General features: G+C 48.1%; 20 protein-coding genes. 11 read left to right on the top strand and 9 right to left on the bottom strand.

Annotation, left to right across the window (positions count from 1 at the left end):
• Positions 1-44: 44 nt before the first annotated feature.
• From B5D35_RS01440 to B5D35_RS01465, 6 genes are all read left to right on the top strand, one after another.
• Positions 45-422, top strand: a complete 378-nt coding sequence (locus B5D35_RS01440; protein ID WP_078750842.1) for a YacL family protein — start codon at positions 45-47, stop codon at positions 420-422.
• A gap of 279 nt (positions 423-701) precedes the next feature.
• The gene (glnK, locus tag B5D35_RS01445) at positions 702-1,040 is read left to right on the top strand and encodes a P-II family nitrogen regulator (protein WP_002537421.1); all 339 of its coding nucleotides are present in this window, start codon (positions 702-704) and stop codon (positions 1,038-1,040) included.
• A 20-nt stretch (positions 1,041-1,060) separates the two neighbouring features.
• A complete protein-coding gene (locus tag B5D35_RS01450) occupies positions 1,061-2,290 on the top strand; it encodes an ammonium transporter (protein ID WP_078750843.1) in 1,230 nt (409 codons plus the stop codon).
• 161 nt (positions 2,291-2,451) lie between these two features.
• The gene (locus B5D35_RS01455; protein ID WP_078750844.1) at positions 2,452-3,468 is read left to right on the top strand and encodes a Fe(3+) ABC transporter substrate-binding protein; all 1,017 of its coding nucleotides are present in this window, start codon (positions 2,452-2,454) and stop codon (positions 3,466-3,468) included.
• A gap of 68 nt (positions 3,469-3,536) precedes the next feature.
• Positions 3,537-5,168, top strand: a complete 1,632-nt coding sequence (locus tag B5D35_RS01460; protein ID WP_078750845.1) for an ABC transporter permease — start codon at positions 3,537-3,539, stop codon at positions 5,166-5,168.
• The gene (locus B5D35_RS01465; RefSeq protein ID WP_078750846.1) at positions 5,165-6,193 is read left to right on the top strand and encodes an ABC transporter ATP-binding protein; all 1,029 of its coding nucleotides are present in this window, start codon (positions 5,165-5,167) and stop codon (positions 6,191-6,193) included. The genes B5D35_RS01460 and B5D35_RS01465 overlap by 4 nt, the downstream gene beginning before the upstream one ends.
• Before the next feature lie 63 nt (positions 6,194-6,256).
• Here the strand turns inward: B5D35_RS01465 and B5D35_RS01470 are convergent, their stop codons facing one another.
• Entirely contained in the window at positions 6,257-6,838 is a 582-nt protein-coding gene (locus B5D35_RS01470) for a TetR/AcrR family transcriptional regulator (protein ID WP_078750847.1), read from the bottom strand.
• Between the two features lie 248 nt (positions 6,839-7,086).
• Here B5D35_RS01470 and hpt point away from each other — a divergent pair, with 248 nt between their 5' ends.
• Positions 7,087-7,620: a hypoxanthine phosphoribosyltransferase gene (hpt, locus tag B5D35_RS01475; protein WP_078750848.1), complete on the top strand. Its 534-nt coding sequence runs from the start codon at positions 7,087-7,089 to the stop codon at positions 7,618-7,620.
• 66 nt (positions 7,621-7,686) lie between these two features.
• On the opposite strand, the gene can is transcribed toward hpt, so the two are convergent.
• The gene (gene can / locus B5D35_RS01480) at positions 7,687-8,337 is read right to left on the bottom strand and encodes a carbonate dehydratase (protein ID WP_078750849.1); all 651 of its coding nucleotides are present in this window, start codon (positions 8,335-8,337) and stop codon (positions 7,687-7,689) included.
• Positions 8,338-8,542: 205 nt separating this feature from the next.
• On the opposite strand from can, the gene B5D35_RS01485 reads away from it, so the two are divergent.
• The 3 genes from B5D35_RS01485 to B5D35_RS01495 are packed head-to-tail and all read left to right on the top strand — an operon-like array spanning position 8,543 to position 11,902.
• On the top strand, positions 8,543-10,195 hold the full coding sequence (locus B5D35_RS01485) for a SulP family inorganic anion transporter (RefSeq protein WP_078750850.1): 1,653 nt from the start codon (positions 8,543-8,545) through the stop codon (positions 10,193-10,195).
• A 16-nt stretch (positions 10,196-10,211) separates the two neighbouring features.
• Complete coding sequence (locus B5D35_RS01490) at positions 10,212-11,135, top strand: ABC transporter ATP-binding protein (protein ID WP_078750851.1); 924 nt, start codon at positions 10,212-10,214, stop codon at positions 11,133-11,135.
• The gene (locus tag B5D35_RS01495) at positions 11,132-11,902 is read left to right on the top strand and encodes an ABC transporter permease (RefSeq protein WP_078750852.1); all 771 of its coding nucleotides are present in this window, start codon (positions 11,132-11,134) and stop codon (positions 11,900-11,902) included. Before B5D35_RS01490 ends, B5D35_RS01495 begins: the two co-directional genes overlap by 4 nt.
• Before the next feature lie 35 nt (positions 11,903-11,937).
• Here the strand turns inward: B5D35_RS01495 and panC are convergent, their stop codons facing one another.
• The 7 genes from panC to sfsA all read right to left on the bottom strand — a co-directional run bounded on the left by panC (position 11,938) and on the right by sfsA (position 17,861).
• Complete coding sequence (gene panC / locus B5D35_RS01500) at positions 11,938-12,819, bottom strand: pantoate--beta-alanine ligase (RefSeq protein WP_078750853.1); 882 nt, start codon at positions 12,817-12,819, stop codon at positions 11,938-11,940.
• Positions 12,820-12,833: 14 nt separating this feature from the next.
• Complete coding sequence (gene panB, locus B5D35_RS01505) at positions 12,834-13,628, bottom strand: 3-methyl-2-oxobutanoate hydroxymethyltransferase (RefSeq protein ID WP_078750854.1); 795 nt, start codon at positions 13,626-13,628, stop codon at positions 12,834-12,836.
• A 50-nt stretch (positions 13,629-13,678) separates the two neighbouring features.
• Positions 13,679-14,161, bottom strand: coding sequence for a 2-amino-4-hydroxy-6-hydroxymethyldihydropteridine diphosphokinase (folK, locus tag B5D35_RS01510; RefSeq protein ID WP_078750855.1), 483 nt, complete (start codon positions 14,159-14,161; stop codon positions 13,679-13,681).
• The gene (pcnB, locus tag B5D35_RS01515; protein ID WP_078750856.1) at positions 14,158-15,552 is read right to left on the bottom strand and encodes a polynucleotide adenylyltransferase PcnB; all 1,395 of its coding nucleotides are present in this window, start codon (positions 15,550-15,552) and stop codon (positions 14,158-14,160) included. Before pcnB ends, folK begins: the two co-directional genes overlap by 4 nt.
• 69 nt (positions 15,553-15,621) lie before the next feature.
• Positions 15,622-16,494: a tRNA glutamyl-Q(34) synthetase GluQRS gene (gene gluQRS, locus B5D35_RS01520; protein ID WP_078750857.1), complete on the bottom strand. Its 873-nt coding sequence runs from the start codon at positions 16,492-16,494 to the stop codon at positions 15,622-15,624.
• A gap of 75 nt (positions 16,495-16,569) precedes the next feature.
• Complete coding sequence (gene dksA, locus B5D35_RS01525; protein ID WP_078750858.1) at positions 16,570-17,019, bottom strand: RNA polymerase-binding protein DksA; 450 nt, start codon at positions 17,017-17,019, stop codon at positions 16,570-16,572.
• Positions 17,020-17,150: 131 nt separating this feature from the next.
• The gene (gene sfsA, locus B5D35_RS01530; protein WP_078750859.1) at positions 17,151-17,861 is read right to left on the bottom strand and encodes a DNA/RNA nuclease SfsA; all 711 of its coding nucleotides are present in this window, start codon (positions 17,859-17,861) and stop codon (positions 17,151-17,153) included.
• Positions 17,862-18,104: 243 nt separating this feature from the next.
• On the opposite strand from sfsA, the gene hrpB reads away from it, so the two are divergent.
• On the top strand, positions 18,105-20,513 hold the full coding sequence (gene hrpB / locus B5D35_RS01535) for an ATP-dependent helicase HrpB (RefSeq protein ID WP_078750860.1): 2,409 nt from the start codon (positions 18,105-18,107) through the stop codon (positions 20,511-20,513).
• Positions 20,514-20,518: the final 5 nt, after the last annotated feature.

Here is a 20,518-nt window from a genome sequence, read left to right on the forward strand (position 1 = left end):
ACAGTATCTGCCAGAAGTAAGCCGATACAAACCGAGGATACTACGTGGATTACGAATTTCGACGCAATACTTTAGACGACAGTTTTCATGCGGAGTTTTCCATGGGGCATGAAGCACTGGGACGTTGGTTGATTGATGAATTGGGGACCGACCACAGTGCGATTGATGAAGTATTGGACAATTTAAAACACATCATGGAACAAGGTGGAGAGTGGAACCGCCCTGGGAAGGTATTTCATCTTCAAGTGATCCAAGAAGAAGCGCTGATTCAAGCCAATATCACCATGGAAGGCTTTGAAGAAGAAATGCCTGATCAGGATCTCCATGCCTATGATGAAGAGAGTGTGTCTCTTTGTGGACCAGAAGACCTTCTTTTGGTGCTAGAAGCATGGCAAGACTTCATTCGCCGTTACGGACGGTAACTCTCTGATTTATATAACATACGGTAAAGGAGTATCGTGTGTCAAATATTTATACATTCCCTGCCTTAAAATCTTTACGCCACTTCTTGGTGCACTATATTTGGTTCATCTCACGCTTGCCTTAAAACAGTGATCTCTACGCACTATATTGGTGCGATTTATTTTTCAATTGATACTGAAAAATCATAATTAATTGATTATTAAATTAAAAATAATATTGGCACGCGATTTGTTTATTACTAAATAAGAACATCTTACTTATGGGTCAAGGAGACGGTGATGAAACTTATCAATGCGATAATTAAGCCATTTAAGCTCGATGATGTGCGTGAAGCACTCGCAGAAGTGGGCGTCGACGGCATGACAGTATCAGAAGTAAAAGGCTTTGGCCGCCAAAAAGGTCACACAGAACTCTACCGCGGTGCTGAATATCAAGTGGATTTCCTGCCGAAAGTAAAACTGGAAATTGCTGCACACAGCGAAAACGTCGATGAAATTATCGAAGCCATTAGTAAGGCGGCGCAGACCGGCAAGATTGGTGACGGCAAAATTTTTGTTTATGACCTCCAGCAAGCCGTACGTATTCGTACTGGTGAGATGGATGCAGAAGCAATTTAAGGTTTGAGGGAGCAATAGAAATGGAATTATCAACAACAGTAATTGAGTTGCGTTACGCACTGGATACCTTTTTCTTCTTGATATCGGGTGCATTGGTTATGTGGATGGCGGCAGGCTTCGCCATGCTAGAGGCCGGCCTTGTCCGTTCAAAGAACACCACAGAGATTTTGACGAAGAACGTTTGTTTGTATGCAATTGCTTGTACTACGTACCTGCTGGTTGGTTACAACATTATGTACGTGGATAACGGCGAAGGTGGCTGGTTGCCATCACTGGGTTTCCTCATTGGTACGCAAGGCGAAGGCGCGGATCACTCTTTAGAATCTGACTTCTTTTTCCAAGTTGTTTTCGTTGCTACCGCCATGTCAGTCGTTTCTGGTGCGGTTGCAGAGCGTATGAAATTGTGGGCTTTCCTTGTTTTTTCCGTGGTACTTACCGCGTTTATTTACCCAGTTGAAGGTTACTGGACATGGGGCGGCGGCTTCTTGTCAGAAGCGGGATTTAGCGATTTTGCTGGCTCAGGTATCGTTCACATGGCCGGTGCTGCAGCTGCTCTGGCTGGGGTATTGCTATTGGGTGCTCGTAAAGGTAAGTACGGTAAAAACGGACAAATCTACCCAATTCCAGGGTCTAACCTGCCATTAGCAACCTTGGGTACCTTTATCCTTTGGTTCGGTTGGTTTGGCTTCAACGGCGGTTCTCAGTTGATGATTTCTGACTTTGAGAATGCGACAGCGGTCGGTCAAATTTTCCTGAACACTAACGCAGCAGCAGCAGCAGGTGCAATTATTGCGCTGGTGGTGTGTAAAGCAGCGTGGGGCAAAGCTGACCTGACCATGATTTTGAACGGCGCGTTAGCGGGTTTGGTTGCGATCACCGCTGATCCACTGTCTCCGTCGCCAGTTGCGGCCATCACGGTTGGTGGTTTGGCAGGTGCGTTGGTTGTTCTGAGCATTGTCGGTTTGGACAAACTGAAAATTGATGATCCTGTTGGTGCAATCTCTGTGCACGGCACCTGTGGTTTGTTTGGTCTGTTGGCTGTGCCTTTCAGCAACGCAGATGCTACGTTCGGTGCGCAGTTGTTTGGTGCGGCGGTTATCTTCGCGTGGGTATTTGGGGCAAGCCTGTTGGTATGGGGTGTCCTGAAAATCACCATGGGAATCCGTGTCGGTGAAGAAGAAGAACTAGAAGGTATGGATTTCCACGATTGTGGTGTAGATGCGTACCCAGAGTTTGTTAGTGTGAAATAACACGTTACAAACTATGTAAATAGAAAAGACCCGTGTCCTAAGGATGTGGGTCTTTTTTTGTTCGGTTTGATCTAATTGGCGTTGCGCACGATGTGATGATGTGTATACTAATCGGACTGATAAACGTTCTCATTATTATTGTGGTTTGGAAGGCAGGGAATATGAAAAAAGTGCTGTCAGCATCGGCATTGGTGCTAGGAGTTATGGGTTCGGGTGTAGCGAGTGCTGCTGAAGAAGTAAATGTTTACTCTTACCGTCAACCTTTTTTGATTGAGCCAATGTTGAACGAGTTCACCAAGGAAACTGGTATCAAAGTAAACATAAAGTTTGCTAAGAAAGGTATGGCTGAAAAAGTTGAGCAAGAAGGCGAATACAGCCCTGCTGATGTACTGCTGACCGTCGATATCTCCCGCCTGATGGAACTGGTGAACAAAGATCTTGTTCAATCTGTTGATAGCGAAACCATCGAAGAGAACGTTCCTTCACAATACCGCGACAGCGATGACCGCTGGTTTGCACTCACTACCCGTTCACGTGCGGTGTATTCTTCTCGTGATCGTGTAGGTCAACTGGGTGAAGAGTTTGATTACATGGATTTGGCGAAGCCTGAATTCAAAGGAAAAATCTGTACTCGCTCAGGTAAACACCCATACAATGTCTCACTGGTTTCTGCCATTATCGCCAATCACGGTGAAGCAGAGGCAAAAGCGTGGTTGGAAGGCGTAAAAGCTAACCTTGCACGTAAACCTCAAGGTAATGACCGTGGCCAAGTAAAGGCTATCTCTGAAGGTCTGTGTGACGTGTCTCTGGGTAACAGCTATTACTTAGGTAAAATGCTGGCTGACAAAGAGCAGAAGACTTGGGCTGACAGCGTTTACCTGAACTATCCTGGCCAGAAAGCCGATGGCACACACGTGAACATCAGTGGCATGGCAATGGCGAAATATGCGCCGAACAAAGAAAACGCACAAAAACTGATGGAGTTTTTGACGTCAGATAAAGCACAGCAGATGTACGCTGAAGTGAACTTTGAAGAGCCAGTGAAGCCAGGAGCAAAGCGCTCTGAGCTGGTGGCATCTTGGGGTGAATACACAGCAGATGATCTGCCTCTTGAAACCATTGCAGAAAACCACGCGAAAGCGGTAAAACTTCTAGATGAAGTGAAGTTCGATCTGTAATGGTGAAAAGAAAAGGGGGGAGTTAGATTCCCCCTTTTTGTAATTCTGACGCCATGATGTAGTAGGCAATGTTAGAACAGAACCGTTTTTTAAAAACCAGTAGTTGGGTGTTTTCCCTGCTGCTGGTTTTGCCGATTTTGGCGATTTTTTACACCGCACTCGGTGATTCAGATGATGTCTTCGGACACCTGATGGCTACCGTGATGGGGACGTACACCCTCAATACCGCACTTCTTGTTGTGGGAACAGTGGTGCTCTCATTGCTCATGGGCATCCCTTCGGCTTGGTTGATGGCTCGGTATTCTTTACCTGGCGATCGATGGTTACAATGGGCTCTGGTGCTGCCTTTGGCAATGCCGGGTTACATTGTCGGCTATATCTACACCGATTGGTTTGATTACGCTGGCCCTCTTCAAATCCTGCTTCGTGACCTGACAGGCTGGACATCTGCCGCGCAATACTGGTTTCCTGATTTAAGAATATTACCGGGCGCATGTTTTGTGCTTGCCTTGGTGCTTTATCCCTATATTTACCTTCTTGCCCGTGCTTCATTTATGGAGCAAAGCACAACCTTGACGCAATCAGCACGATTGCTGGGTTGTTCGCCAATGCAAGCGTTTTGGCGTATTTCCTTGCCTTTAGCTCGTCCTGCTATTGCCGTTGGTGCTTCGCTTGTTGCGATGGAGACCCTCGGTGATTTTGGTACTGTGAGCTATTTTGCAGTAAGCACATTGACTACCGCTGTTTATGACACTTGGTTGGGGTATTCAAACCTTAACGCGGCTGCGAAGATTTCCGCGATCATGTTGATGGTTATTTTCCTTTTGATTAGCAGCGAACGTTATAGCCGACGTAAGCAAAAACTGTTTAGTCAAAATGCAGCAGCAGATAAAGTGGCCAAATTGGCTTTACGCGGAAAAACCAAATGGCTGGCCGCTATCTGGTGTTGGGGCTTGTTTTTCATCGCTTTTGCCGCGCCACTTGGTCAGCTACTCATCTATGCGTGGGGGTACCACTCTGACAGCTCTGTTGGAGATTTTGCCCAATACAGTTTTAATAGCTTGTATGTGTCAGGGGGCGCCGCCGTGATTGCGGTGTTTGTTGCGATGCTGGTGAATTTTTACCGACGTAACATTGGATCTGCAGCGAGTAACGTACCGCTTCGGATGGCTTCATTAGGCTATGCAGTGCCGGGCACCGTATTGGCGATTGGCGTATTGATTTTCCTAACCAGTGCCGATCATATGATCAATGATATTGCAAAAGAGATGGGGTGGGGACGTCCTGGCCTTATCCTTTCAGGTTCAATCTTTGCGTTATTAACCGCTTTTGTTGTGCGCTTTAGTGCCGTTGCAATTGGCAGTATTGAGTCTAGCCTTGCAAAAGTATCTCCGTCACTGGATATGGCCGCACGTACTATGGGCTGTAACGTGAAAGAGATGATAAAACGTGTACAATTACCCTTGATCCGTCGTGGCTGTTTGATTGCCATGCTACTGGTGTTTATTGAGTCGATGAAAGAGCTAAACGCAGCCCTTTTACTTCGTCCATTTAACTTCGAGACGCTGGCAACCTATGTGTTTAACTATGCCTCAGATGAACACCTTGAGTATGCAGCGATGCCTGCAGTATTGTTGGTGTTGGTTGGACTCGTCCCCTTAATCATGATTAACCGTTCTTTGGAGCAAAGCCACTCATGAGTCATGCGCTAACCGTTAGCAATTTGATTTGTCGTTATAACGGCCAAGCCGTGCTCAATGATTTAACGTTCAACGTTGAAAAAGGCGAAATCGTCTGCCTGCTAGGGGCGAGTGGGTGTGGTAAAACCACGCTGCTCAAAGCCATTGCTGGGCTATTACCTCTTGATTCGGGAAAGATGAGCATCAATGGACGAGCCATCATCGATGACAAAATGAATGTGCCGCCAGAACAACGCAAGATCGGAATGATTTTTCAGGATTACGCTTTGTTCCCGCATCTGACGGTGGCTGAAAATGTGTCATTCGGTTTAAAAGAATGGGACAAAGCGGCCGTTGCTCAGCGTGTCAGCGAAATGTTGGCTCTGGTTAAATTGGATGGTTTGGAAAAGCGGTATCCGCATCAACTCTCTGGTGGTCAGCAACAGCGTGTTGCGATCGCTCGTGCATTGGCAAGCAAGCCTGATCTGCTGCTTCTTGATGAACCTTTTTCCAATATCGACACACAAGTACGCCACAGCCTGATCAAAGAAATCCGTAAAATATTTAAAGAGCAGGGCGTCACGGCGATATTTGTGACACACAGCCGTGAAGAGGCCTTTGCATTTGCCGATAAACTGGCGGTGATGAATCAAGGCGTGATCGAACAGTACGGTGGTGCGACAGAGCTTTACTACACACCGAGTAGCCGTTTTGTTGCTGATTTCCTCGGTCATGGCTCTTATGTGCCAGCGACACTCAATGGTGACAGAAAAATGCATACACCTTTGGGTGATTGGCCTGTGGAGAAGGTGTCGGATAGTGGCGATCTGGAATGGCTGATTCGTCCGCAAAATTTAACGATTTTGCCGAATGAATTGGGCGATGGCATGGTTTCTGACGTTCAGTTTATGGGTGACAGTTGCCGCTATTTGGTGGATGTGAACGGCCAGAGTCTAATGGTGTATTCAAATCAGCTTCTCGGGATGGGAGACAAAGTGACGCTTGATATTCGTCCTCACGAACCGATCTTGTTCAAGCCACTGTGATTCCGCCTCGCGGCGTTTCACTAATGAAAAAAACCGGCGAGAACGCCGGTTTTTTGTGCGGATTTATTTCCCACAGAGCATCTCGATATAACCTTCAGCCTGCAGTGACAAGGCATCCTTGTCGGGCTGCTGGTGTGCCTGAAGATAAAGAATATAGCAAATGCCGTCGAACATTCTGGCATGCTCCATTGGCCTCTCCGAGCCTTGTGCCTCAAAGAGGCTTGAGATGCGGGTTAGCAGTTCTTTACGAGCGTTAACGTAGTTAGGCCAGATATCCTCACGGATGGAGGTACTCCATTCAAACCAAACCTTCAGCCACTCTTTATCATCTAATGCCGCATCAATGAGAGCATCTGAGATACGTAAAAGAGAGGCGTGTGCGTTCTTGTCGTCGTGAATATTGCTGAGGATGAGGTTTTTAAATGCAGATTCAGCCTCACTGAGTACGACATCTACAAGCTCTTCTCTGGTTGGAAAGTAGTTAAAAACAGTTGCCACTGACACATGTGCCATGTCAGCGATATCTGCATGACCTGCTCGCCCTATTCCGCGTTTGGAAAACACTTCCATGGCGAATTTGAGCAGTTGCTCTTTGCGCTGTTGTGGTGACAACCTTGTACGTGTGCGTCCACTTGAAGTAGCCATATTTGTTCCTGCCAACTTTATTTAGAAATACCCATTGGTGTATTTCACTGTTTTTATTTGATGTAACTATTTGATCTACAACTGAACAGAAAGCGTACAACAGCAACAAGTTGCATTTCAATGTTTAACCAGGTATTAAGTGTCGAAATTTTGACATCTATCGAGAGTAGGATTGGACACAGTGCGATGATAGAATGTGCGACCTCATTTACACAGGTAGTCAGACGGGATATCCGTCGAGGTTTATAATGAAACATACCGTCGAAGTGATGATTTCAGAGCAGGAAGTCCAGCAACGCATAAAAGTGTTGGGTGCTGAAATCACAGAGCACTATAAAGGTTCCAACGATTTGGTCATGGTTGGCTTGCTGCGTGGCTCGTTTGTCTTTATGGCTGACCTAGCACGTGCGATTGAATTGCCGCACTCTGTGGATTTCATGACAGCGTCTAGCTATGGCAACGCCATGGAAAGTAGCCGTGATGTGCGTATCCTGAAAGACTTGGATGACGACATCAAAGGGAAAGACGTATTGCTGGTTGAAGACATTATTGATACTGGTAACACGCTGGCGAAAGTGCGTGAGATCTTGTCTCTGCGTGAGCCAAACTCTATCCGCATCTGTACGCTTTTGGATAAACCAGAGCGTCGTGAAGTCGAAGTGCCTGTTGATTGGTATGGCTTCAAAATCCCGGACGAGTTCGTTGTTGGCGTGGGTATCGACTACGCTCAAAAATATCGTCACCTGCCATTCATTGGTAAAGTGGTGCCACTGGAAGATTAATCTTCTGGGTGCAAAAAAAAGCGACCAAGACGGTCGCTTTTTTTGTTTTTGCACGGACTGCAGTGGCTATTTGTCTGGTACCAACTCCGCCATCGCGGCGTCATAGCCTGCTTCTAATGTTTGCGTGTTATACGCTGTCATACCGAGATCTTTGAGCACACCATCGCTGATGTCATAGAACCAGCCGTGGATCTTGATGTCCTGACCACGCGCCCAAGCAGAACGAAGAATTGTTGAGCTGCCTAAGTTATACACTTGCTCTGCGACGTTTATTTCACACAAGCGGTTGCCTTGCTCTTCAATACTAAGCGAACTGAGGTAGCGTTTGTGTTTACGATAGAGATCGTGAATGTGGAGAAGCCAGTTGTTAATAAGACCCAGCTCAGGGTTTTCAATGGCAGCGTGGACACCACCGCAGCTGTAATGGCCGCAAATGATAATGTGTTTGACCCGAAGAACATCTACTGCATATTGCACAACAGATAGGCAATTGAGATCGGTGTGGATCACCTGATTTGCCACGTTACGGTGAACGAACAGTTCGCCAGAAATAAGGCCAGTCAATCGCTCAGCTGGGACGCGGCTGTCTGCACAGCCAATCCAGAGGTACTCAGGGTGCTGAGATTTTGCCAGCTCCGCAAAGTAGGCGGGATTGTCTTCCTTAATGGATTTTGACCACTTCTGATTGTTCGCGAGTAGCTGCTTAATTTGTGCCATGGCACCTCCCAAAATCTAGCCGCGGGACAATATACACCAACAAAAATTATATTTAGATACAATTTAACACTTTCTTCTCAATATATTAGCTCATCCTACCAGCCGTAAGATTGGTATAACTGACCTTTAACACCTTTTAATCTCGGTATAATGGCGATGAATTCCGGTGTAAATCGGAAAAGGAAGAAGTGATAGGGAGTAGTTTGTGCAGTTTGAACGATTCAAACAATGGAACCTCAAAGGGGATCTTTTTGGCGGTGTAACGACCGCGATTATTTCATTACCTCTCGCGCTCGCGTTTGGTGTTGCATCAGGTGCTGGTGCAGAAGCCGGGTTATGGGGAGCGATCCTTGTGGGGTTGTTTGCCGCGTTGTTTGGCGGCTCTTCCACTCTGATTTCTGAGCCTACGGGCCCGATGACGGTCATTATGACGGCCGTTCTTACTTCAATGATGGCGCGTTATCCGGAAACGGGCATGGCCATGGGCTTTACTGTGGTAATGATGGCTGGTGCATTCCAAGTGCTTCTCGGTACCTTGAAACTTGGAAAGTACGTCACCTTGATGCCTTACAGCGTGATATCTGGGTTTATGTCAGGTATTGGGGTCATATTAATCCTTCTTCAGCTCAGTCCGCTTATGGGGCAGCCAGCTCCGCCGGGCGGTGCCCTCGGTACCTTACAAGCCTTACCTGACACACTGGCTAATATCAGTTTTAAAGAGCTGCTACTAGGTGTGCTGACACTTGGTATTCTGTTTTATTTCCCCAAAAAGTATCGAAAATATGTCCCAGCGCAATTGGTGGCATTGGTGCTAGTAACCGCGCTTTCGGTGGTTTTGTTCGACACGGAAAGTATCCGCCGCATTGGTGAAATCCCGACGGGCTTACCCTCAATTATTTTCCCAACATTTACGCCTGAGCTCTTTTCCACCATGCTTGTGGATGCAGTGGTATTGGGTACCTTAGGGTGTATTGATACCTTGCTGACTGCCGTCATTGCTGACTCGCTTAGACGGGAAGAGCACAACTCGGATAAAGAGTTGCGTGGTCAGGGTATCGCGAACATGATTTCTGGTTTGTTCGGTGCACTGCCAGGGGCGGGTGCCACCATGGGGACGGTGGTCAACATTCAGGTCGGGGCTCGCTCACCGGTTGCGGGTATTGTCCGAGCCCTTATTCTGGCCGCTGTTGTATTGGTCGCGGGCTTTTTGACTGAACCTATTCCGATGGCGGTGCTGGCAGGTATTGCGCTGTATGTGGGTATCAATATTTTAGATTGGAGTTTCCTGCAACGTGCGCACAAAGTCAGCATGCATCAAACAGTCATCATGTATGGAGTGATGGCCTTGACGGTTTTTGTCGATCTGATTGTGGCTGTTGGTCTGGGTGTGTTTATTTCTAATATTGTGATCATTGAGCGTCTCAGTCGCGAGCAAGCCAAACAGGTTAAAGCCATCAGTGACGCGTATGATGATGATATTCCCCTTAGTGAAGAGGAACGGGCCCTATTAGACAGTTCTGATGGTAAGGTGTTGTTTTTCTATCTTTCTGGCCCGATGATCTTCAGCGTATCTAAAGCAATCGCGCGTCAACATACGCGTATTGGCGACTACCGCGTTATGATTCTCGACCTGAGTGATGTGCCGCTGATTGATATGACAGTGGGACTCGCGCTTGAGAATGCCATCGCCGATGCTAGGGAGGCGAACTGTACCGTGTTCCTGTTGAGTCCTCATCAGCAGACACAAGATCAGCTAGACCGGCTCCATGTTGGTGATTGGATCAGTGAAGCACACATGTTTGACTCTCGTCATGACGCGCTTTATGCCGCAAAGCGGTTGACGGAAGTGATGCCTTAAAACAACAGTGAGACTTATGAAAGCAATCGAAATTGATAATCTGGTCAAGGTGTATGGCAAAGATGTCAAAGCACTGAAAGGCGTGTCACTGTCGGTTCAGCAGGGGGATTTTTACGCCCTGCTTGGGCCCAACGGTGCAGGAAAATCGACGACTATCGGCATTATCTGTTCATTGGTAAATAAAACCGCTGGGTCGGTGAAAATCTTTGGCTACGACATAGATACCCATCTTGTTGAAGCGAAGCGCCAACTTGGCTTGGTGCCACAAGAGTTCAACTTTAATCAGTATGAGAAAGTTGAACAAATTGTGGTCAATCAGGCGGGTTATTATGGTGTTGAGCGTCTCGAAGCCAAAGCCAGAGCGAAAAAGTACCTCACCATGCTCGACCTTTGGGAAAAGCGCGATCAGCCAGCGAAAGCGTTGTCGGGGGGGATGAAACGTCGTCTGATGATTGCGCGTGCGTTGATGCACGAACCGAAATTGCTGATCCTTGATGAGCCGACGGCGGGTGTTGATATCGAATTGCGACGTTCCATGTGGTCGTTTCTTCGCGAGATCAATCAACAAGGGATCACCATTATTTTGACTACGCACTACCTCGAAGAGGCGGAGATGTTATGTCGGAACATTGGCATCATTAATCGCGGTGAATTGATTGAAAACACTTCAATGAAAGCGCTGCTGCAAAAACTGGATGTTGAAACCTTTGTGTTAGATCTTGCTCCAAACAGTACAGTGAGGGCGTTAGACGGTGTTGCTTGGCAGCAGGTGGATGATCACACGTTAGAAGTGGAAGTGCACAAATCAGTGGGTTTGAATACCGTATTCAGTCAGCTTTCTGAGCAGAATATTCAGGTGCTTTCCATGCGTAATAAGGCAAACCGTTTGGAAGAGTTGTTTGTCACTTTGGTGCGTGAAAGCACGGAGGTGATGATATGAATAAGCTCTATTGGGTGGCGTTTAAAAGCCTGCTTATTAAAGAAGTGTCGCGCTTTGCGCGTATTTGGGTGCAAACCTTGGTCCCGCCAGCGATCACCATGACGCTGTATTTCATCATTTTCGGAAACCTGATAGGTAGTCGGATCGGTGAAATGGGCGGCTTCAGTTATATGGCTTACATTGTTCCTGGCCTTATCATGATGTCAGTGATCACTAACTCGTATTCCAATGTGGCATCGTCTTTTTTTAGCGCCAAGATGCAGCGTAATATTGAAGAATTGATGGTCGCCCCCGTACCAAACTACATCATTATAGCTGGCTACATCGGTGGTGGAGTGGCCCGAGGGTTGGCAGTCGGTACGTTGGTCACAGGGGTATCTCTGTTCTTCGTGGATTTACACATCGCCCACTTAGGTGTGATTGTGGCAACAGTGTTCATGACCTCTGTTCTGTTTTCATTAGGTGGCTTGATCAACGCGGTTTATGCACGAACGTTTGATGACATCAGTATTATTCCGACCTTCGTACTGACACCACTGACGTATTTAGGTGGCGTGTTCTATTCGCTGTCGCTACTGCCCGAGTTTTGGCAAGGCGTGTCAAAGCTGAATCCGATTGTGTATATGGTCAATGCGTTCCGCTATGGATTTCTTGGTGTGTCAGATGTCAGTATCGTCACGTCATTTACCGTGCTGATAGCATTTATAGTGGCCTTGTATTCAGTGGCTTGGTATCTCATCTCAAGGGGAATAGGGCTGCGAACCTAACGACACATAAAAAAAACGCCTTTCGGCGTTTTTTTTTATTCTTCTTCGCTTTGGTCCGGCGCGGATGGCGCAATGTCCACCGTCAGGTTGTCTATTAAGCGTACCTGACCCAGGAACACAGCGGCAAGCACAACTGCCTTGGTTGTCTGCTCTGTGATAGGGAGCAGTGTATAAGCGTCACGAATGAATATTTCGTCAGGCTCTAGACCTGCTGCGCGTAGCTGATCGTTACCGTCCAGCACTAATTCACTGTAATCGCAACGTCCCCCACGCATTTGGCTGCTGATCCAACGTAGCGTTTTTGACAAAACCGGGGCGCGTTGACGCTCATCGACTGTCAGACGTGTGTTGCGGCTACTCATCGCAAGACCGTCCATCTCACGCACAGTCGTGACTGGCAGGATTTCAATTGGTAGGCACAAGTCGTTTACCAACTTGTTGATGACGGCCAATTGTTGGAAGTCTTTTTCGCCAAAGCAAGCAACATCTGGCTGTACCATGTTGAAGAGCTTGCTGACGACAGTGGCAACACCTTTGAAGTGACCAGGGCGAGAGCTACCTTCTAAAATGGATGAGAGCCCAGGCACGTCCACAAATGTGTGTTGTTCCAAGCCGTTTGGATACATCACGTCTACGGTTGGGGTAAAGACAATCTCAACACCCTCTCCGTTCAACTTGGCTAAATCGTCATCCAACGTGCGAGGGTAAGACGCCAGATCATCGGATTTTTCAAACTGCATAGGGTTAACAAAAATGCTTACCACTACCACGTCTGCAGCTTCACGAGCTTTACGAACTAACGTCAGGTGACCATCGTGGAGATGTCCCATGGTAGGAACAAAAGCAATGCGCTGCCCGTCACGACGCCATTGAAGAACCTGTTCACGGAGTGGGGCAATATCAGCGATCACTAGCATAACTTCAGCATTCCTTAATTAAACGTCTGCTCAGGGCCAGGAAACTCGCCATTTGCAACTTCGTCGATATAGCGAGAAACAGCCAGGCGCATATCGCCAGTTTCTGCCAGATAGTTTTTTGAAAAGCGTGGAATGTAATTCGCGGAAATACCGAACATGTCATGCATGACCAGTATTTGGCCGTCAGTCGCATTTCCCGCACCAATACCAATGACAGGTACGCGTACTACGTCTGTAATTCTGGCGGCCAGTGCTTTAGGAACACACTCTAACAAGATGATTTGCGCGCCAGCTTTTTCTAATGCAAGCGCATCTTGCACCATCTGTTCGGCTTTTTCTTCGTCGCGTCCTTGAATTTTGAAACCACCGAAAATATTTATCGATTGTGGCGTCAGGCCAAGGTGCGCACACACAGGCACCGCACGTTGTGTCAGTTTAGTAACGGTTTCAGCAAGCCAAGCTCCGCCTTCCAGCTTTACCATGTTCGCCCCTGCTTTTACTAATACAGCGGCGTTTTCACAGGCTTGCTCAGGCGTCGCAAACGACATGAATGGCATATCAGCCATCAATAGACAGTTTGGGCTGCCAGCACGAACGCTACGCGTGTGATAGGCGATATCTTCTAAAGAGACAGAAAGCGTGTCGCTTTTGCCTTGAAGTACCATGCCAAGGGAATCACCGACAAGAAGTACCGGCATTTCCTGTTGTTCGAAGAGTTGGGCAAAACTGGCATCATAGGCCGTTGCCGAGGCAAATTTACGTCCTTCTTGCTTCCATGCCATTAAGGTATTAATCGTAATTTTTTTCATCTTGTCTCCCAAACCCTGCTTGCTTTATAGATCTAACCTTGGAGGGCGCGCTACGCGAGAACTGTTAAACCGTTTCGTTCCGTCACGGCAACTAATTCTGCGACTGTGCTGCCATCTGGCAAGTGCAAGTCAGGGGCTATTTCGGCGAGAGGGTAAAGCACGAATTCACGCACTTTCATCCCGTAGTGTGGAACGGTTAACCGTTCGCTTTCCAGTTGGAGATCTCCATAAAGGAGGATATCCAAATCTAGCGTTCTCGGGCCCCAACGCGCATCTTTACGTTCTCGTCCAAACGCCAGCTCAATACGCTGCGTTTGGTCAAGAAGATCTAACGGATCCAGAGCTGTGTCAATGGCGGCTACCGCATTCACATAGTCTGGCTGGTCCGAGGGGCCCATCGGCTTACTGCTATAAAGCGAAGAGCAACTGACAAAAGTCGATGCCGGTAGATGTTTCAATGCGTCAATTGCATTGGTTGCTTTCTCTACCGGATCGCCTAAATTACTGCCAATAGCAATGTAAGCACGGATCATGAATCTTGTTTCGATTGCGGCTTCTTGCGACGTGGCTTGCTCTTACGGCGACGCATTTTTTTATTGTTGCTGGCTTTATTCAACACCTGCACCATATTGTGTCGAACGTCTCGCTCTGACTTTTGGAAGGTATCCCACCAATTCGCCAGTTCTTCGAGTGAACCACCTTCAACTTGCCCACGCATTTCAAGGAAGTCGAATGCTGCGCGGAACTTCGGTTGTTCCAGCAGTTTATAAGCACGAGTACCCGAGCGACGGCTCAGGCGTAGCTGAAGTTGCCAGATATCTCGAATCATCGCGGTGAATCGACGCGGAATAGCGATCGACTTCACTTGCTCATCAAGAATGTCATTCGCGGCAACCATAAACGCATCGTAGTAGCTCAATCCACTTTCAAAGGAGATCTCTTCTGCACGCGTTTCTAGCGGATACCACAGCATTGCTGCAAACATAAATGCGGGATTAATGCGTTGATCTTTTGCCATACGTTCATCGGTTGAACGTAGCACCAGCTCAAGCATCTGCTCACATTTACTGCTGCGATCTTCGGTGAAATGCTCTTCGAGGATCGGGAACAGTGGTGCAAACAGGTTGTAGTCTCTCAGCATCTGGTAGGTATCTAGACCATGACCAGATTGCAGCAGCTTCAGGCTTTCTTCAAACAAGCGCGCAGCCGGAATATCACGAAGTAAATGCGCAAGACCTGGAACAGGTGCAGCAGTTGCGTCATTGATCTTCATGTTGAGTTTGGCGGCGAAGCGAACAGCACGCAGCATGCGTACTGGGTCTTCACGATAACGGGTTTCAGGATCGCCAATTAAACGGATCACACCGTTTTCAAGGTCTTCCATACCACCGGCGTAGTCGCGTACCGAGAAGTCATCGATGTTGTAGTAAAGCGCGTTGACCGTGAAGTCACGACGCTCTGCATCTTCATCAATAGTACCGTACACATTATCGCGCAGAAGCATGCCGTCATTTGACTGACTGGCAAATTTTTCGCCTTTCTCACCACCGTGGTGACCACGGAACGTCGCCACTTCAATGACGTCTCGACCGAAAAGGATATGAGCAAGACGGAAACGGCGGCCAACCAAGCGGCAGTTTCTAAATAATTTGCGCACATCTTCCGGTGTCGCATTCGTTGCGATATCGAAGTCTTTAGGCTGTGTATTAAGCAGCAAATCACGCACACCACCACCAACGAGGTATGCTTCGTAGCCAGCCTTATTCAGGCGATAGAGCACTTTCAGCGCATTTTCGCTGATATCTTTTCTTGATATACCGTGCTCTTGGCGAGGAAAAACTTCTAGCTTAAGGTCGTTGATGTCGCGCGTTTTGTTATCGCGATTCAATACCTTACGGCAAAAGCTGGTAACTCGATTAAAGATAACTCACCTCGTATCTGACAGGTCGGGCCATAAAAAAAGACGGCATATGATATATCACGGAGCGACGTTTTAGAAAGCTGTAATAACTTCCGTCTCGGAAGGCAGCTTGCCGCATTGCCAATTTTCGACGCCCCAGGCTAGCAATAAATCAACCTGAGCGCCTTTCAATTCTTGTGGAATAGCATGCCCTAAAAAAGCCAGTGCCGCTTCCATTGCCGGGCCAGGGTTGTCATTGTTTATAGCTGGCGCGTGGTTTTGCTTAGAAAGCTTATTACCGTCAGCGTTGAGTGCAAGTGGCAAATGCAAATAACTCACCGGTGCTTGCCCTAGCTTTTGATACAACGAAACTTGTCTTCCCGTTGGCTCAATCAAATCTGCGCCCCGGACAACCTGGGTAACGCCTTGATAGATATCATCTAGCACCACCGCCAGATTGTACGCAAACAGCCCGTCTCTGCGCTTTATAATAAAATCTTCACTGGCCATGGATAAGTCTAATTTTATCAGGCCATGCTTAATATCGGTAAATTCTACGATGGGATTGTCAATTTTGACACGAACAGCCGATTCGTTGCTGTTTATTTGTCGGAGGCGGCACGTTCCAGGGTAAAACCCGCCAGCATCTTTTATCTGGCGACGCGTACATTGGCAATAGAATGCTTCACCCGATTTCAACCATGCGTCAATTTGTGCCTGATACACGTCGTGACGTGTGTGCTGGTAAAGCACCTCATCATCCCAATTCAGGCTGTATGCTTCTAACGTACGAAGGATAGCCGTTGCTGAGCCGGCGACTTCACGCGGCGGATCGATGTCTTCTATACGAACCAGCCATTTCCCATTGTTTGCTTTGGCTTGTAAATAGCTGCCGACGGCGGCGACCAAAGAGCCAAAATGCAAAGGACCAGAAGGGGAAGGGGCAAAACGTCCGACGTAATGCATGTTTATTGCCTGTTTAAAAAGGAAAAAGGGAGCGTCTGCTCCCTTTTTGCCATGAATCTCGATAAAGCGGAAGGCTTAGCCTGCCATTTGCTTCTCTTTGATTTCTGCAAGCGTTTTACAGTCGATGCACAGATCGGCTGTAGGACGTGCTTCCAGACGGCGAACGCCGATTTCTACGCCACAAGAATCACAAAAACCAAAATCGTCGTCTTCCAAACGTTGGAGGGTTTTAGCGATCTTCTTGATCAGTTTACGCTCGCGATCGCGGTTGCGCAGTTCAAGGCTGAACTCTTCTTCTTGCGCTGCACGATCAACGGGATCTGGGAAGTTTGCAGCTTCGTCCTGCATGTGGTGAACCGTGCGATCAACTTCTTCTCTTAGCTGATCACGCCACGCTTGAAGGATTTTACGGAAATGATCGATTTGCAGATCATTCATGTATTCCTCGCCAGCTTTTTCCTGATAAGGTTCTAACCCGGCCATAGCCAGGATGCCCAGCGATTTTTTTACTTTGCTTTCTGGCATTAAGCGTTCTCCTAAATACACCCTGACCCGCTTGGTCAAAATAGGGCGGTACATATAACAGAAACCCTAAAGTGAGGCAACGATTGTTTCTGCCTAACGTTATCCCAGTGTGAACGTGTCTACATTTTTTCTCACAGGTGGGAAAACGGGACTCTGGTTTTTATGCTCATTTGGCGTGGGGAGAGGTCGGCTTTGTAGCACAAAATCTCAACGCCAAGTGACTCAGCTTCAATAAGTAATTGATTATAGACCGCATCTATATGTTTTGCTGCGGAAACTTTTTCAATGCCTGAGTGAAGTACTGCGAAAAATAGCACCGCTCGTTTCCCTTGCTGCGTCAGCGTCGCTAATTCGCGAAGGTGTTTTTGTCCTCGCGTCGTTACCGCATCAGGGAAGAAGCCCTGCCCGTTTTCTTCCCGCAAAGTCACGCTTTTCACTTCAATAAAGCAGTCTGCTTTGTCGGGAGATTGAAGCAATATATCAATGCGGCTTTTCTCTTCACCATAAGGCACTTCCGAGCGTAGTGACGTATATCCTGCCAACTCTGTGATTCTGCCTTCATTGATGGCTTCTACAACAAGGTGGTTCGCTTGTGCGGTATTCACACAGATAAAGTGACCGGTTTGAGTCTCTGTTAGCTCCCAACTGTTTGGGTATTTTCGTTTTGCATTATCTGACGTGGAATACCACACCGTATCTCCGGCTGTCGCACAGCCAGTCATTGCGCCGGTATTCGCACAGTGAATAGTTCGCTCTGAGCCATCGTTGCATTCGATATCCGCAAGAAATCGTTTGTAGCGCTTGATGAGACGGGCTGATTGTAAGGCTGGTGAAAAATCCATGGTGTCCCTTATAAGGCGTTCATTACGGCAGTTAAACAATGACGTGCCCAACGATTCAGGCAAATGCAATGCGTCTTTTTATCGTATGGGTAAGGTTCATCAGTGAAGGGGCTGACGCATTAACGGTGAAAAGAAACACGTCACGCCCTTTCCTTCATAAAGCTATGTGGTGCGCTGAAATCAAGCATCTTCAGGTCGCATGGGGTTATACTTGCGGTTCATTTTGACACAAAGGTTTTTGATTTGTCACAGCTTCCCATCGATAGCGTCTTAGACAATGTTATCTCTGCACTTGGTCACAATGCTCAAGTCATTTTGAAAGCACCACCGGGTGCGGGTAAGTCGACACGGCTTCCTCTTGTCTTGTTAGAAAAGAACGTTGTGAAAGGCCGAATTATATTGCTAGAGCCTCGTCGTCTGGCTGCGAGAAATATCGCCCGCTTTTTGGCTAAACAGCGAGGCGAGTCGGTGGGTGAAACGGTGGGACTTCGTGTGCGCGGGGAAACACGGGTCAGCGATAAAACCCGCATCGAGATCGTCACAGAAGGGGTGCTGACGCGCATGATCCAGTCCGATCCTGAGCTACAGGGCGTGGATTTGGTGATCTTCGATGAGTTTCATGAGCGAAATCTTCACGCAGATCTTGCCTTTGCGCTGTCTTTGGATGTACAGGCGGGACTCAGAGATGATCTTACATTGCTGATCATGTCGGCCACACTGGATGATGGTGCGCTGTCTGAGCTGCTGCCGACCGCAGAGGTGCTGACTTCTGAAGGACGCAGCTTTCCCGTGGAAGCGCGCTACCAATCGGTGCCTCGTCAATATGGCTATGAATCAGTGGTTGCCAGTGCGATAGCGGCCCTTCTTGATAAAGAGGAAGGATCGGCGTTGGTATTTTTGCCCGGCGTACGAGAAATTCAACGCACAGCAGAAGCACTGCGTGACAAAGTAGCGGCGAATGTATTGATCTGCCCGCTCTTTGGCCAACTGTCTCCCAAAGAGCAGCAGGATGCAATCGCGCCTGCACCACAAAACAGGCGAAAAGTGGTGCTGGCGACCAACATTGCCGAGACCAGTTTGACGATAGAAGGTATTCGCCTTGTGGTGGACTCTGGATTGGAGCGCGTTGCGCGGTTTAATCGTAAGACCAGCATTACCAAATTAGAAACCTTACAAATTGCCAAGTCTTCGGCTATCCAACGCATGGGGCGTGCAGGACGATTGTCGGAAGGGATTTGTCTTCGACTCTATGGTGAAGATACTTACCAGCGGATGCAAACGGTGCCTGAGCCAGAAATGGTTTCCAGCGACTTGACGCAGTTGGTATTGGAAGTGATCCAGTGGGGCTGTTCACCTGAAGATTTACAGTGGCTTGACGCTCCACCAACAGCGCATTGGCAGCAGGCATTGATGCTATTGCGACAATTGGGTTTGGTGGATGAAAGGGGCGGGCTGAGCGCGACGGGTAAACAACTGAATGAGCTGGGCGTCGAAGCACGCTTGGGCGCGATGTTATTAACCGCAAAACGACTGGATAAACGCTGTCTTTCTACGGCGTGCTGGCTAGCTGCTTGGGCTGAAGAGCCGTTGCGCGGTAAGGCAGATTGCGATTTGCGATTGCAATTGATGCAAGTAGCCTCCCGCAAAGGCAGCCACAGCCAACGTGCTCAGCAGCTTGCAGACCGAATAGGGTGTAGGCTTACCACAGAGATAGACGGAGATCTGCTCCCTTTGCTTGCTGCATCTGCATGGCCTGACCGCATTGCTAAATCTCGTGGCAACAATGGTCGCTTTTTATTAAGTAACGGGCATGGGGCGCAAATTGATACGGACCATCCTTTGTCGGCTGAAGACGCGCTGATTGCCGTTGACTTAATGAGTGTCGCACAGGGTGACAGCAGAATATTTACCGCATGCCGAGCGGATTTCGCCATCCTCCAAACGCAATTACCTTCACTGTTTTCTGAGCAGGAATGGGTAGACTGGGATGAAAAAAAAGGGCGCTTGGTGGCAGAAACCCAATTGCGCTGTGGCGATATAGTGGTTTCGAGAAAACCGATCACGCAGATCAGTGACCAGATGAGAACACAGGCAGTCCTGCAACAGATAAAACGCAAAGGGCTGGCGAGCTTATCGCTCAATGCCAAAGCGGAAAGCCTGCTCAATCGCGCACGTTGCGCCAACGTGTGGGCACTGGGATTGCCGTTACCAAGTTTGGATGAGCAGGATTTGTTAGAGGCGCTGGATGACTGGCTTTTACCTTTTCTGGGGGACGTTACCTCATTAGGCGGTCTGAAAACGGTAGACATTTATCGTGCGCTGGAGGCGTGGTTTGGATGGGACGCCACCAAAGAACTCAACAGGCTGCTGCCAGAAACCTATGAAGTACCCACGGGGTCGAGCTATAAAATTCGTTATCAATCCGATGCAAAACCTGCGCTTGCTGTAAAAATGCAGGAGATGTATGGGCAAGCACAGTCACCCTCGATTGCGGATGGCAAGGTAACCTTAGTCGTGGAGCTACTCAGCCCTGCGCAGCGACCGTTACAAATTACGCAAGATTTAGCGGGGTTTTGGCGAGGGGCATATAAAGATGTGCAAAAAGAGATGAAAGGCCGATATCCGAAACGCAATTGGGATCTTGCTGATTGACATAG

Origin of the sequence: Enterovibrio nigricans DSM 22720 (genome assembly GCF_900167155.1) — a bacterium.
In the GTDB taxonomy this organism is placed as follows: Bacteria; Pseudomonadota; Gammaproteobacteria; order Enterobacterales; family Vibrionaceae; genus Enterovibrio; species Enterovibrio nigricans.

What these genes read in the sequence shown, in the direction of transcription:
- B5D35_RS01490 (WP_078750851.1), top strand. Translation starts at nt 10,212, where the DNA reads ATGAAAGCAATCGAAATTGATAATCTGGTCAAGGTGTATGGCAAAGAT.
- B5D35_RS01465 (WP_078750846.1), top strand. Translation starts at nt 5,165, where the DNA reads ATGAGTCATGCGCTAACCGTTAGCAATTTGATTTGTCGTTATAACGGC.
- B5D35_RS01450 (WP_078750843.1), top strand. Translation starts at nt 1,061, where the DNA reads ATGGAATTATCAACAACAGTAATTGAGTTGCGTTACGCACTGGATACC.
- glnK (WP_002537421.1), top strand. Translation starts at nt 702, where the DNA reads ATGAAACTTATCAATGCGATAATTAAGCCATTTAAGCTCGATGATGTG.
- can (WP_078750849.1), bottom strand. Translation starts at nt 8,337, where the DNA reads ATGGCACAAATTAAGCAGCTACTCGCGAACAATCAGAAGTGGTCAAAA.
- folK (WP_078750855.1), bottom strand. Translation starts at nt 14,161, where the DNA reads ATGATCCGTGCTTACATTGCTATTGGCAGTAATTTAGGCGATCCGGTA.
- panC (WP_078750853.1), bottom strand. Translation starts at nt 12,819, where the DNA reads ATGCTAGTGATCGCTGATATTGCCCCACTCCGTGAACAGGTTCTTCAA.
- B5D35_RS01455 (WP_078750844.1), top strand. Translation starts at nt 2,452, where the DNA reads ATGAAAAAAGTGCTGTCAGCATCGGCATTGGTGCTAGGAGTTATGGGT.
- B5D35_RS01460 (WP_078750845.1), top strand. Translation starts at nt 3,537, where the DNA reads ATGTTAGAACAGAACCGTTTTTTAAAAACCAGTAGTTGGGTGTTTTCC.
- hpt (WP_078750848.1), top strand. Translation starts at nt 7,087, where the DNA reads ATGAAACATACCGTCGAAGTGATGATTTCAGAGCAGGAAGTCCAGCAA.
- panB (WP_078750854.1), bottom strand. Translation starts at nt 13,628, where the DNA reads ATGAAAAAAATTACGATTAATACCTTAATGGCATGGAAGCAAGAAGGA.
- dksA (WP_078750858.1), bottom strand. Translation starts at nt 17,019, where the DNA reads ATGCCAGAAAGCAAAGTAAAAAAATCGCTGGGCATCCTGGCTATGGCC.
- gluQRS (WP_078750857.1), bottom strand. Translation starts at nt 16,494, where the DNA reads ATGCATTACGTCGGACGTTTTGCCCCTTCCCCTTCTGGTCCTTTGCAT.
- sfsA (WP_078750859.1), bottom strand. Translation starts at nt 17,861, where the DNA reads ATGGATTTTTCACCAGCCTTACAATCAGCCCGTCTCATCAAGCGCTAC.
- B5D35_RS01470 (WP_078750847.1), bottom strand. Translation starts at nt 6,838, where the DNA reads ATGGCTACTTCAAGTGGACGCACACGTACAAGGTTGTCACCACAACAG.
- B5D35_RS01495 (WP_078750852.1), top strand. Translation starts at nt 11,132, where the DNA reads ATGAATAAGCTCTATTGGGTGGCGTTTAAAAGCCTGCTTATTAAAGAA.